Source organism: Candidatus Gracilibacteria bacterium (assembly GCA_041661045.1).
In the GTDB taxonomy this organism is placed as follows: Bacteria; Patescibacteriota; Gracilibacteria; order UBA1369; family 2-02-FULL-48-14; genus 2-02-FULL-48-14.
Genome location: JBAZVE010000001.1, coordinates 208,740 through 222,780, shown reverse-complemented (window position 1 = coordinate 222,780; position 14,041 = coordinate 208,740). Strand labels below are relative to the sequence as shown.

7 protein-coding genes and 2 pseudogenes are annotated in these 14,041 nt (G+C 48.5%); 6 read left to right on the top strand and 3 right to left on the bottom strand.

The window, feature by feature from the left end; all coding sequences use genetic code 25:
• The first annotated feature begins 63 nt into the window (after positions 1 to 63).
• A complete protein-coding gene (locus WC777_01015; protein ID MFA6023784.1) occupies positions 64 to 3,369 on the top strand; it encodes a hypothetical protein in 3,306 nt (1,101 codons plus the stop codon).
• On the opposite strand, the gene thrS is transcribed toward WC777_01015, so the two are convergent.
• Positions 3,366 to 5,141, bottom strand: a complete 1,776-nt coding sequence (thrS, locus tag WC777_01010) for a threonine--tRNA ligase (protein MFA6023783.1) — start codon at positions 5,139 to 5,141, stop codon at positions 3,366 to 3,368. The two genes, WC777_01015 and thrS, sit on opposite strands and share 4 nt — an antisense overlap.
• 98 nt (positions 5,142 to 5,239) lie before the next feature.
• Here thrS and recF point away from each other — a divergent pair.
• Positions 5,240 to 6,292 (top strand): annotated as a pseudogene (gene recF, locus WC777_01005) (DNA replication/repair protein RecF).
• A 16-nt stretch (positions 6,293 to 6,308) separates the two neighbouring features.
• Here the strand turns inward: recF and WC777_01000 are convergent.
• A complete protein-coding gene (locus WC777_01000; protein MFA6023782.1) occupies positions 6,309 to 7,583 on the bottom strand; it encodes an ArsB/NhaD family transporter in 1,275 nt (424 codons plus the stop codon).
• Positions 7,584 to 7,591: 8 nt separating this feature from the next.
• On the bottom strand, positions 7,592 to 8,056 hold the full coding sequence (locus WC777_00995) for a CBS domain-containing protein (protein MFA6023781.1): 465 nt from the start codon (positions 8,054 to 8,056) through the stop codon (positions 7,592 to 7,594).
• Between the two features lie 133 nt (positions 8,057 to 8,189).
• Here WC777_00995 and WC777_00990 point away from each other — a divergent pair.
• The 4 genes and pseudogenes from WC777_00990 (at position 8,190) to WC777_00975 (ending at position 14,039) form a co-directional block, all read left to right on the top strand.
• Positions 8,190 to 8,918, top strand: a pseudogene (locus WC777_00990) (PrsW family glutamic-type intramembrane protease).
• 324 nt (positions 8,919 to 9,242) lie between these two features.
• On the top strand, positions 9,243 to 12,101 hold the full coding sequence (uvrA, locus tag WC777_00985; protein ID MFA6023780.1) for an excinuclease ABC subunit UvrA: 2,859 nt from the start codon (positions 9,243 to 9,245) through the stop codon (positions 12,099 to 12,101).
• Positions 12,077 to 13,348: an MFS transporter gene (locus tag WC777_00980; GenBank protein ID MFA6023779.1), complete on the top strand. Its 1,272-nt coding sequence runs from the start codon at positions 12,077 to 12,079 to the stop codon at positions 13,346 to 13,348. The genes uvrA and WC777_00980 overlap by 25 nt, the downstream gene beginning before the upstream one ends.
• A 520-nt stretch (positions 13,349 to 13,868) precedes the next feature.
• Positions 13,869 to 14,039, top strand: coding sequence for a helix-turn-helix domain-containing protein (locus WC777_00975; GenBank protein MFA6023778.1), 171 nt, complete (start codon positions 13,869 to 13,871; stop codon positions 14,037 to 14,039).
• Positions 14,040 to 14,041 lie beyond the last annotated feature (2 nt).

Sequence of the window (14,041 nt, the reverse complement as noted above, 5' to 3'; positions counted from 1 at the left end):
CCGCTCAAGAAGTTGAGCTACTCCCTCCTCTCGCCCACGAGAGGGCAGCATCACCCCACCCCCATGAGAATCTGTAGCCTACACAACTCGGTTCCGTACAAAAAAAATCCATTCCTCGGAAGAGAACTGTTGTGCTTTGCCACTCCAAAAGGTCCGGGTGAGCCCACAGAGTCCGGTGAAGAAACCGAAGGGACTATTTCAAAAAAATTAAGGACTATCCTTCCGGGGGAAATGCCCTACGACCCCGATAAACGGTGGGAAATTCACGCCGACTGGGTGGCCTTGCTGCGCGATTACAATGGAACCCAAAACGCCCTCCAGGATTTGGTGAAGGAACGCAAAGAGCTTGGGAACGATAAAAACTGGAATAGAGCGGATTTTAAGAAGAATCGCTACCATTTCAAGCTCAGGCAGAAATACAAAACACTGCTCGAGGTTGCAGAGCAGTTGCCGGGGATGGAACAGAGTGTCAAGCAAAGGCTTCGTGAAGAAGAAAAAAACGAGGCCAATCTCGACAGAGGCAAAGCCATAAAAGAAGTGGACGACATGATCGCCAGACTTGTGGCGGAAAGAAAAGCTCAAGCAGAGTTGATGGATGCCACAATAAAAGAGAACCTCACGGCTCGACTCAATCACATCAAAAAACAGTGGCTGGACAATCCTCCCAATGGTTATAAAGATGTACGGGACTCGTGGATAGAGTACATCACCACGGCCACGGAACAGCTCAAGGAGAAAAACCTTGCAGACATCGATGACGGGAGTTTGGAATTCCCGAACGGAGAGTCTCCCGCAAAGGTGCTTTTCGAAGACGCCAATAAGTGGTGGAACATGGCGAACAACATCGAAGATTCCTACAAAGATTTCGTGAGATTTGGGGAAGGGAAAGAGGTGAATGCAGACGGAGACTTTGTGGACCTCACCGATGCAAAATTGGAAGAGGAGTTCACGAAATTGCAGGGCCAAATAGCACGGGACATGAACGATGCAGAGATCGACAAATTTAAAGCCATCGTCGGCCAGGTAAAAACGGAAGCCGCCAGTTTAAAAACAGAAATAGAACGCAAGATCAAAAGCACCAAGGATCAAGAGCGCAAGTGGTGGGAGGATCAGCTCAAGACCGTGGAGGAACAGATCGGGGAATTGGAGAAGCACGAAGACATCAAGGCCGCCATTAGAGATGCTTTCTTTAGTGAGGAAGGAATTGAAACGGATAAGCCTGATAGCATTGGAGGGGTGGTCACCTTTGGCCCGAAGGGAGGGGAAATGGTTGTCCCACGGGGACTCAAAGGGCAATTGGAATTTTTGAAAAAAGCCCCCATGTCCACGGCGGAACGCCGCGCCGTCGCCCGCACTCTCCTGGAGGGGATGAAGGGAGTGGGAGAAAAGATCATGAGTTACAAGGATTTTGGGGAAGTCCAACTCACAGAAACGCTTGAGAACATGCGTCTCTTTAGGACGAGCCTAAATGAGGGAACGGGGCGACCCACGCGAGATGTCGTCATGATCAACCCCTTCGAAACGCTGGGACATTTCTGGCACTCCGTTACGGAAACGGTGAAGGGAAATGTGGAGACGGAAGCCAAGCGAGGAGCGGGATACTGGCAAAGAGATGCCACAAAAATCCTCACCCATATTCCAAATCCGACCAACAATCAGATGATCAAGTCGCTCACGGAATTGCATCCGAATGGAGCGCAAGAGGCGGAGCACGCGGAACACGGTCGTGTGGGGGATATTGAAAAAGGATACGACAGTTTCAACACCGAGCACTTGATGCACTTGGCGGCGGAAACCATCGACCGCTTTGAATTCAAAGCCTGTTTGAATATTTTGGCCAAACGAGGGCGTGTGGATTTTTATGCACCCTGGCTCTTCAAACAGCTCAATCGCTGGCAAAAAACCGTCAAAATTTCGGAAGACAGATACTGGCACCAAAAGAACCTCACTTCTTCCGAAGAAAAGATGCGTCAGGCCTATATCTATATTTACAGGGATTCTGAAGCCTTCAAGTCGCTCAAAAACACCAATGCTTCTTCGTACGAGAGCAAAATGAAAGAGTACGAGAAAAACTGGGGAGGCATCGCCGCCGAACCCGGGGCCTTGGTGAATGAGGCTCAACGGATCCTGGACCAGTATGAGGCCGACCACCATGCCGGTAAGCACTTTTCCACCGCGGACCCCATTAAATTTGAGTCCATCATCCGTTATGCAGTGGCTCAAGGAAAGATGAAAGGGGAGGCTCGTATGAGATTCCTGGTTTTGGGTATCTCCAGTGGCCTTTTGCCTTTCGACCGTGGAGTGAACACCACTGATACCAACAACACCTACCCACCTTTCGACTGGTTTGATTCGGGGGTTGGCCGTGGAGATAGACCCACCATCGATGACATTAAGGAAGCGGCGGCCTATGCAAAAAACGAAACGACATGGGACTACTACATGCACAAATCCGTGATGTACAACACCACGGTTCAAGAACGGTTTGAAAAGACCTTGTCTCAAGGATCCCACCGTGTGGATCACGATGACGCGCCGATGCTCGCGGGTTACCTCGGCATAGAACGAGTGAAAGATATGCTCACTCAAAAGACCCAGGGAGGTTACGGTATGCCTAAGACCGGTTTGATGAGTTTGGCCACGGGAAATGAATTTTGGCTCGACATGTACGGGGAGCTTTACGCAGGGAGGGAGCCAAAACAAAATAAACTGGAGATGGTTCGTTTTGCGTCTCAGTTCTTAACCTACGAAGGAGTCTTGAACAGAAGGGCTTACAAGGGGGCAGAAATGTTCCGTCTGGAACCCTCGGATGCCGCAAAGCCGCCACGAACAAGCGGAATTTACAGCAAGGTATTTGCCCGGGAGGAAAAAGGAACCGGAGCCATTGTGAAGGGAGTAGCGGATTATTTGACTATGTTGGATTTCGATTCCAGCTATCCCTTGATCAAAAAAATGGTCAATGATGAAATTCGGACCGATGACGATGCGAAGGCAATTATAAATGCCTTGGAAAGCCAGTATGGAATTTGGAATGGAGATCCACCAAAGGGCATTGATGATTTATACAAAAGAATAGCTCCTTATTTGGAGTATGCGGTGAACCAAACCAAGGAAGATAATTTGGGAGCCATGGTGGCAAAACTCCAACAAGACCACCGCGAAAACATTGCCAAAGCCCAGGCAAAAGCCAAAGCTAAGGGAGCCGTATTCGCGGACTACACCAAGGCGCTTCACGATGCCGAGCACGAGGCCGATCATGTTCGCGCCTCCGCACTCGAACGCGCGCAGGGAGTGGATGTGGACAACAGGCCACATAAGAAACCTGCAGAAGGGGGCGGCGGTGGAGAAAGTGGTGGTGGTCACCACTAAGCGGCCTCTTCCGGTTCGGGAGGGAGTGCGCGGTCCGCGATTTCGTGGGCGATCTGTTTTACGAAAGTGTCCAAGGCAAAGTTTTCTTGTTTTTTAGTGTGAGTGCTTCGCGCCGCCACGGTGCGGGCAGCCACTTCGGCTTCGCCAACCACCAAAAGCCAAGGAATTTTTCGCTTCTCGGCACCTCGGATCTTTTTACCCAAACTCTCGGCACTGTCATCGGTTTCGGCGCGCACATTCGCAGCCTTAAGGGCCGCTTCCACTTCCTTCGCGTAGTCCAAAAATTTATCGGAAACCGGAAGCACAATAGCCTGTACGGGTGAGAGCCAAGTGGGAAAAGCTCCCGCAAAATGTTCAATCAAAAATCCAACGAAGCGTTCGTGCGTTCCCAAAGGAGCGCGGTGGACACAAAGCGGTGTTTTTTCTTGTCCATCGCTGTCCACATAAGTCAGGTCAAAGCGCTTGGGCACGGCAAAATCCAGTTGGTTTGTGGCGAGCGTGAATTCGCGACCAATCGCAGACCACACCTCCACATCAATCTTGGGCCCGTAGAACGCAGCCTCGCCGGGAGCTTCCACAAATTCGATACCTGTTTTAAGCATGGCTTGGCGTACCTGTTCCTCCGTTTGGATCCACAGTTCCGGCTCATTCACATATTTCTTTCCAAGACCTTCTTTATCATGCAAAGAAAGACGCATCACCATTTTTTTGATGCCGAAAATTTTGGAGTAATTTTTGTAGAGCTCCATCACTTTAATGAATTCGCTTTCAAATTGATCCGGGCGGCAGTAGATGTGCGCATCGTTCATGCACAAGGATCGCACACGCATCAGTCCAAACAGAGCCCCGCTGTCTTCATAACGGTAGCAGTGTCCATACTCGGCAAGACGAATGGGGAGATCCCGGTACGAGCGCGTCTTGTTGCCATAAATAAGATGGTGGTGCGGGCAGTTCATCGGCTTCAAATAATATTCTTCATTGTCCATCACCATCGGCGGGAACATGGTCTCCGCATAGTAAGGCAAGTGCCCGGATTTGTGGTAGAGCGTGCCCTTGGTGATGTGGGGGGTGCGCACACGGCTGTATCCGCCATCAAACTCCACCTGCTTCGCCAGTTTTTCGAGTTCTTCCACAATAATCGCTCCGTTGGGCAGCCAGAGCGGAAGTCCGGCGCCAACCTCTTCACTCAGCATAAAAATCTCAAGCTCCTTCCCAAGTTTTCGGTGGTCGCGTTTTTCTGCCTCCGCCATCATTGCGAGGTAGTCGGCCAGCTCTTGCTCCGTTTCAAAGGCAAGCCCGTAAATACGAGTGAGCTGAGGATTCTTTTCGCTTCCACGCCAGTAAGCGCCCGCAATTTTGTGCAGTTTGAAAGATTTGGGGTCGATATCCGCTTTCATGTTTTCCACATGTCCTCCTCGGCAAAGATCCCAGTAGTCCCCCGATTTGTAGAACGACAACGACTGCCCTTCACCCGAAAATTCATCAATCAGTTCGTGCTTAAACTCGTTCCCCGGATATTCCTTTTTAGCGTCTTCCGGGCTGAGTTCATGTCGCTCAAACGAGGTCCAAGTGGGCAAAATTTGTCGCATTTTCTTCTCGATCTTTGGCAAGTCTTCAGGAGTAATGGGCTGGCTGAATTCAAAATCAAAGTAAAACCCATTGTCGATGGCGGGCCCAATGGTGCGTTTGGTGTCCGGCCACAATTCCATAACGGCCGCGGCCAAAAGGTGGGCCAAAGAGTGCCGCATATGAGAGAGTTCTTCTTGATTCATAGAAAAGGCTAAATAAGTGGGCTTAGACTAATCGAGTGGGGCTTGATCCGTCAAATAGATTGTTGTGCAAACGCGCGAAACTCCCTAAACTGCCAACGATGAAACTCAAATGGCTTAAGCTGGAACATTTTCGCAATTACGACGATCTGGAGCTGAACTTGGATGCGCCCGTCACCGCTCTGGTGGGCCTCAATGCTCAGGGCAAAACCAACCTCCTGGAGAGCATCGCCTTTCTTGCACTTGGGAAATCTTTCCGTGCGGTAAAAGCCCTGGAAACCCTCAAGTGGGATCGCCCGCACGGCCGCATTCGCGCCTGCATCGAACGCAAGGGCAAGGAAACCCAACTCGAAGTATTTTTACAACGCGACCCTGAAGCCAAAAAAGTAAAAAAACAATCCAAGTGGGTGGCCCCCAAAAACTTCCTCGGTTCACTGAGAGCCGTGCTGTTCACGCCGGATCACTTGGATTTGGTCACGGGCAGCCCACATGCACGGCGCCAATACCTCGACCGGATGCTTATTCAAGTGGACAAAGACTATGTCGAGGCGCTCACACACTATCAACGCATTTTGAATCACCGTAACGCCCTGCTCAAACGCACGGCGCAGGGCCGAGCGCAGGAGTGGGAACTGGATTTGTGGGACATTCGCCTCACCGAAGAAGCCCTTAAAATTTGGGAAAAGCGCGAGGCCTTTTTAGACTTTTTGAAAAAGGATTTGGAGCAGCATTACCATTCCATCGCGGGTCCGGGAAAAACACTGTCCCTCCAAAGCCATTGCAGCAAAGACCGCTATGAAGAAAGGCTCCTCGCACATCGCAGCAACGATATCCAAAACGGCTCCACCTCCGTTGGCCCGCATCGAGACGACTTCACACTCTTTTTAGACGAAAAACCCTTGGCCGACTCCGGCTCCCGCGGGGAACAACGCAGCGCCGTCCTGGTGCTCAAAATCGCGGAGCTCCATTACATCGAAGAAAAAACAGGCGAAAAACCCCTTCTGCTCTTGGACGATGTGTTCTCCGAGCTCGATCAAAAGCGCCAAGAAAAGCTTGGTGAACTCCTGCAAAGCTACCAATGCATCCTCACCACCACTTCGTTGGAACACCTCAAAAACCTGCCTCACATTCAGGTGTACCGAGTGGAAGAAGGCGAGCTCAGCCGTGCGACTAACTGAGGTAACGCAGGCTGATGTAAATCGTACAAATGACCAAAGCCACAAAAGTCATGGGCATGGCCACTTTCATGTAGGGCACAAAGCCGATGCGATGACCATGTTTTCCGGCCATTCCACTCACCACCACATTGGCGGACGCTCCCACAATGGTCGCATTTCCTCCGATGTCGGCCCCAAGAGCCAGTGCCCACCAGAGAGGTCCGGTGTCCACCGTGGAAATCTCACCAATATTTTGAATAAGAGGGATCATGGTGGCCACAAAAGGAATATTGTCGATAGCGGCAGAGAACACCGCAGAACCCCAGAGCACCGAAAGAGTGAGGGGAACGGGTTCACCTCCCGTGACTTCAATCAACAGTCCGGCAAGATATTCAATAGCGCCAACAGATTCCAGACCGCTCACCAGTACAAAAAGTCCAATAAAGAAGAAGATGGTTGTCCACTCCACATCTCTCAAATGATGCTCCGGGTCATTCATGGTTAAAAGCAAAAGCAAGGCGGCACCTCCGAGCGCGATGGTGGCACCCTCCAAGTGCGTGATGCTGTGGGTGAAAAATCCAAGCAAGACCAGGGCCAAAACAAACAAAGATTTGATGAGAAGCGGGCGATCGGTCAAAGCCTCTTTGGGCACAAATTGCATGATGCTCGCCTGAGCTTCTTTGGTGGCAACCAAGGATTTTCGATACCAAAGCACCAAAAGGCCAATGGTAACCACGGCAACGATCACAACCACCGGCCCCAAGTGGATCAAGAAATCATTGAAAGGGATTTTAGCCGCGCTTCCAATCAAAATATTGGGAGGGTCTCCAATCAGCGTGGCCGTCCCTCCAATGTTCGACAAAAGAATGGTCGAAATAAGATAGGGCATGGGGTTTATCTTCAAGTTGTTGGCCACCACAAAAGTCACGGGAACCATCAAAAGAACAGTCGTCACATTATCCAAGAAAGCGGAAAACACAGCAGTGATCAGTCCCAGCAAAATAAAGATGGGCAAAGGTTTACCCCTCCCGACCTTGGATGCCCAGATGGCCACAAACTGAAACATCCCACAATCTTTCGCAATTCCTACGATCACCATCATCCCAATAAGCAATCCCAAAGTATTAAAATCCACTCCATGCAGGGCCTCCTCCTGATTCACAACCCCGAGTAAGATCATCAAAATAGCACCAGCCAAGGCGAGCACCGTTCGATGCACTTTCTCGGAGATGATGAGCACATAAGTAGTGACGAAGACAAGGACAGCGATGAGTAGAGTTGAATTCATGATGGGTGTTATTTTTTTAAATGAAGAACCTCACCCATCGCCTTTTTGATGTCGGTGCGGTTTAAGTAACCGATGAGGTAGCCTTTGTCATCAACCACCGGCAATTGACGAATTTGAAATTCAGAAAGCAGTGTAGCGGCCTCCATCAAACTGTGTTCGGTTCGAATAGTGTGAACATGCTTTGACATGAATTTTTTCACGGGGTCGGCTTTAATCTCTTGAACGCGTTCTGCAAAAACATCTCCCGATTCAAAAGAGGCAAGATGCTTATCGGCCTCCAGATAGTCCGGAACAAGATAAGCAATAATATCCCAACTGGACAAAATCCCAACGACTTTATTCTTTTTATCCACCACCACCAAACCGTTGGTTTTATGCTGAATCATGGTTTTAAGGGCCTCCTTGACGGTTTGTTCGGGCTTCAAAGAAACCACCTTGCTTTTCATGTAGTCTTTAACGAGAAATTTTTTCATGGTGAGCGGGAAATAGGATGTGGGAATTTTAATAAAACAAGGAGACAAAACAAGGGAACGGGCCACTAACAGCTTGATGCATAGGAGAATATATGGTATAATAAAGAGATGAATTGAGCCCTAATTAAACCTGATGCGTCTCTTGGTTACCATCTTGCTTGCCGCCTTTCCCGCCATCATTTGGGGCTTTATTTTCTACCGAAAAGACCCCGTGTATAGGCCAAAAGCCAGACAGACTTTCCTTTTGGGGATGACGGCCGTAGTGCCCATTTTGCTTTATAAATGGAGTTGGCAGTATCTGCCGCAAATCAATGTTTTCAACTACACCAACAACTTTCAAGCGGACCTTTTTGATTTCACGCCTTACCTCTATTTACCGGTAGGCACTCTTTTGGCATTCATGTTTGTGGGGGTGATTGAGGAATACATGAAAAACCTTGTAGTACGGCACGCGGATCATGGATTTTTCCGCAACATTGACGACGCGATTGAATTTTCAATTATTTCCGCGCTTGGGTTCGCCTTTGTGGAGAACATTCTTTATTTCTATTACATTTGGACTTATCAAGGAACGGAAATTTTGATAGTGTCTTTTGTTTTCCGTGCCATCTTTTCTACCTTCGCCCACATTCTATTCTCGGGAATTTTCGGATACTTTTATGGAGTCGCCTACTTTGCGGAGCCCATTTGGTCCGAGGAACAACGGAAGAATCGAACTTGGTTTGTCCGCGCCATTCACCGCATCCTTCATTTTAAAGCCAATCGAGTTTTTGCCACTGAAAAGGTGACCGAAGGGCTCCTCATTGCCGTGGTGCTTCACGGAGCGTTCAACATCATGCTCGAAATGAATCTCACTTTCTTCATGATCCCTTTCTTGGTTTTCGGATATTCCTTCCTCGATTACCTCTTCAAACAAAAAGAGAATTTAAAGGCTTACGGTCATTTGGTGGGAGAAAACTCAGAAGCTCTCAGAAAAGTTCACCACTCAGGTTTGTGACATTCACAACACTGGGAGTGGAGGGCCGGGTGTTTTGAAGACAACATAAGGGCTCCCGTTGTCTGAAAGACACCCGGCCCTCTCAAATCTGCAGTGTCTGTGAGCAGTCACCAACATGAACCTTGCGTTAATCTATTTTGACTGTTAAACTCCTTCGGCCGAGATTTATATATAATCAGGTTTTTTCCTATGCAAGCAACAAGCATCAAAGTCAAAGGAGCGAAGATGCACAATTTGAAGAACATCAGTGTGGAGATCCCGCGCGATAAACTCACGGTGATCACCGGCCTTTCGGGTTCAGGAAAATCCACCCTGGCTTTTGACACTATTTATGCGGAAGGACAAAGGCGTTATGTGGAATCTTTATCCACCTACGCACGGCAATTTTTGGGAGTGATGGAAAAACCCGATGTGGAGTCCATTGAAGGACTTTCCCCCGCCATTTCCATTGATCAAAAAACAGCGCCTCGCAACCCGCGCTCAACCGTGGGAACCGTGACGGAAATTTATGATCACCTCAGACTTTTATTCGCACGAGTGGGAACTCCGCATTGTCCCAAATGCAAAAAACCCATTGTGAGGCAAACCTCCAGCCAAATCGTGGATCATGTGGTTACAATGGGTGAGGGGCGCAGAGTGCTTTTGCTCGCTCCCGTGATGCATGGACGAAAAGGCGAGCACACCGCCGTTTTTGATAAGATTAAAAAGGAAGGCTTTGTGCGTGTGCGAGTGGATGGAGAAGTGCACTCCATTGTGGAACTTCCGGAGCTCGATAAAAACAAGCCGCACGACATTGAAATTGTGGTGGACCGCCTCGCCGTTAAAAAATTTGAAAAAACAGAGGGTCCCAACCCCGATCTCACCCGTCTTGCCGATTCCGTGGAAATGTCCTTACGGCACGGGGAGGGGGTGATGATGATTTTGGACAACGAGACGGGAGAAGTACAAAAGTTCTCCGAAACTTTTTCTTGTGAAGATCACCCCGAAGTGAGCATCACGGAAATTGAACCCAGAAACTTTTCATTCAACAGCCCACACGGAGCATGTGAAGAGTGTCACGGACTCGGAACCAAACTGGAAATCGACGCGGAACTGGTGATCCCCAATAAAAAACTCAGCCTTTCGGAAGGTGCCATTTTGCCATGGTCCGCCACAAGTTCACATCTCTCGTGGTACAACAACATTTTGGAAGAAGTGGCAAAAAAATATCGATTTTCTGTGGATGTTCCCGTGGAAGAGCTCACCGAAGGACAGATCCAAAAAGTGATGTACGGAACGGGAGAGGATCGTTACACGGTAAAAATGAATTCCGGAGATGGCCTTTCCAAAGGAGAATTCCAAACCAAGTTTGAAGGAGTAATCCCCAACTTGGAACGACGATTTTTGGAAACGGATTCCGACTATGTCCGTGGGAAAATTGAACAATTCATGAGGATCTTGCCTTGTCCTTCTTGCGAGGGGAAACGGCTCAAGCCCGAAATGCTCGCCGTGACCATTCAAGAACAGTCTATCGCCGATGTCACCAATCTTTCCATTGCGGAGGCCGAAGCTTTTTTTAAGGAGCTCAAACTCTCCTCAATGCAAAAAATGATTGCGGAACCCATATTGAGGGAAGTCTATTCTCGGCTCGGATTTTTGAATCATGTGGGAGTTTCTTATCTCACCTTGGATCGTGCCGCCAACACCCTTTCCGGGGGAGAAGCTCAACGCATTCGCTTGGCCACCCAAATTGGATCCCGCTTGGTGGGAGTGCTCTATGTACTCGATGAACCTTCCATTGGACTTCACCAAAACGACAACGAAAAACTCATCCAAACACTCATCACTTTAAGGGACATCGGAAACACCGTGATTGTGGTGGAACATGATATTGATACCATGCTGAGTGCCGATTATATTTTGGATATTGGACCGGGGGCAGGGAAGCACGGAGGAGAAGTGGTGGCCGCCGGAACCCCAAAAGAAATCATGGCCAACAAAAATTCCATGACGGGGCAATATCTTTCCGGGAAAAAAGAAATTCCACTCCCAAAAACACGCAGAAAAGGAAACGGAAAATCATTGGAAATTCTTGGAGCCAGCGAACACAATTTAAAAAACATCGATGTAAAATTCCCCCTGGGAACTTTCACAACCGTGACGGGAGTTTCCGGGTCCGGAAAATCCACTTTGGTGAATGAAATCTTGGTTAAAAAAGTGGCGGCGGTGATCAATAGAAACAAGGCTTTGGCCGGAGCTCACCGTGAAATTCGTGGGATTGAACAACTCGATAAAATCATCAACATTGATCAGTCTCCCATTGGCCGCACCCCTCGCTCCAATCCCGCAACCTACACCGGAGTCTTCACGGAAATTCGTGAGCTCTTTGCACAAACCGGAGAAGCGCGCCTTCGTGGATACAAGGCGGGCCGATTCTCTTTTAATGTGAAGGGAGGCCGTTGTGAAGTGTGTGAAGGAGACGGGCTCAAGAAAATTGAGATGCACTTTTTGGCGGACATTTATGTGCCCTGCGAATCCTGCAAGGGCCGTCGTTACAATCGTGAAGCTTTGGAAGTGTCCTACCGCGGCAAAAACATCGCGGATGTTTTGGACATGACAGTGGATGAGTGTTTAGAATTTTTCGATGCCATCCCCGCCATTAAGACCAAACTGGAAACGCTTTCAAAAGTAGGCTTGGGTTATATCCACTTGGGCCAGTCCGCAACCACCCTTTCCGGGGGAGAGGCGCAACGGATCAAACTCTCCACTGAACTTTCCAAGCGCTCCACGGGAAAAACACTCTATATCTTGGATGAACCCACCACCGGTCTGCATTTTGATGATGTTAAAAAACTGGTGGAAGTGCTGCAGCAACTCGTGGACACCGGGAACACCGTGATTGTGATTGAACACAACCTCGATCTTATTAAATGCTCCGATCATGTGATCGATATGGGTCCGGATGGCGGAAATGGGGGAGGAGAGGTGGTGGCCTGCGGAACTCCCGAAGAAGTCGCCAAACACAAAAGCTCCTACACCGGCAAATGGCTCAAGAAGATGGGGATTTAAAGGAAAGCATGCTCACTAAAACTCTTCATCGTTTTCGCGTCTTACCCGATTCCACTCGGGCGATGGTGTATTTGTATTGGATCTACGAGTTCTCTCAAATCATTGTCGGGCTTTTTATAAATATTTTTGTATTCGAGCTCACTCAATCTTTATTCAGCTTGGCGCTTTACAACCTAGTCTTCTTCTTTTTTGTGGCTTTGGGATTTTCGGGGTGGGGATACATGGTGGCGCAGCGGCAGATCTCGCTTCGCTACAACTATTTACGCGCCTTCACTATTTATACGGTTTCCTTTTTATTGCTCCTCTTTTTCCCACGAGACTTCAGTCACCTCCTTTTGTTTGCAGCTTTCAACGGGCTGGGGCTTGGTATGTTTTGGGTGGGCGTGCACAGTTACGAAATGTTGACCACCACCGATAAAAATCGGGACTTTTATTCTTCCATGGTTAGCTTAGGCACGCAGATTTTTTCGATTCTATCGCCCTTGATCGCGACGGCGAGTTTCTATCTGTCGGAGTATGTTTTCCATTTGGAGTCGTTTGAAATTCTATTTTGGCTTCTGCCCTTTGTTTACCTCTGCTCATTTCCCTTTTTATTTAAACTGCCCGAATACACGCCCAAGCGGATTCCGCACAGAGAATGGAAAAGGCTTTTCTTTGCGCCCAACTTGAGGCCGATTCGCGCCTATATTCTTGCCGGCGGGCTCCCGTGGGGTTTTCGGAGCACTCTGATCCCGGCACTGTCTTTGCTCTCCTTAAAAACCGTACTCAACATCGGGGTTTTACAGACCGTGGTGGGCGGAGTTTCTATTTTAACCCTGCTTTTTTTGTCGCATAAAAGGCATGAGGGAAACCGAGTGACGATTCTTTTTTACGCCGTGCTGTTGCTTTCATTGAGCTTTGGTCTGCTCTTTTTCTGGGATCGTTCTCCCGCATTTTTCATCGTCTTCTCCCTTGTACTCACCGTGGTGTCTCCCATTTACCGAGTGTCCGAACATGTTATTGATTTGCAAACCATGGACAGGCTCACCGGGGATCATTCTTTTTATCCGGGCTTGGTTTACCGAGATATTCTGATTTGGGTGGGAAGAACCCTGGCGATTGGTTTTCTTTGCGTGCTCCTGCTTTTTACCTCCGAAGAAAAAACCCTCTTGATTGGAGTGGGCGCCATTATAGCGAGCTATTGGCTGGTGTATTTTAGAGCAAAGAGATTTCAGACCCGCCCCGTATCTCTCAATGCATCAAGATAAAGTTGAAGGCTGCCGCAGTCAGTGAAATTACTATTTGGACTCACAAAACCACACAAGGTATTGAAATCCCCTGAATCTAAGGCAGCCCTCACTGCTGTGTGCATCGTAAGCAAGGCATCCATATCTGATGGGTTGGCAGCAAGAGTAGAGAAGCTAGCTTCAGTCCTTCTCATTGCAGTGAGCAGTGCTGCTCTGACCGCCGCAACATAAGCACGGTCGTCTTCGGGGGTGGGGGGAGTGTTAGGCATAGGCTTATTTTTTATAGATAGGAGGGGATTGTACCCAAAAGCCATTTTTATGCAAGGGGGGTGACGATGATTCTATAGGTCGGCCACAGAGGCTTAAGCTTAATTAAACAAAATTAAATAGAATTAAATAAAACCAACTAAAACAGAACAAAATAGTATAAACCATCACTATATTAAACTTATCAATATAAAATTAGCAAAATTACACAAAAACATTGCAAAGCTAAACTAGAGAGCATAAAGTATGCCTAAGTTAAGTTTAATTAAGTCGAATGATCAAGCGGCTCCTCACCCCCGAAGAAGTCGCGGAAGCCCTACAGCTCCACCACTTGACCGTATTGAAGTTCATACGGAGCAAGAAACTCAAAAGCGTGAAGTTTGGACGAGTGTACAGAATCAGTGAAGAAGACCTGAACGATTTCCTCCAAAGCCAGACCAATTAATT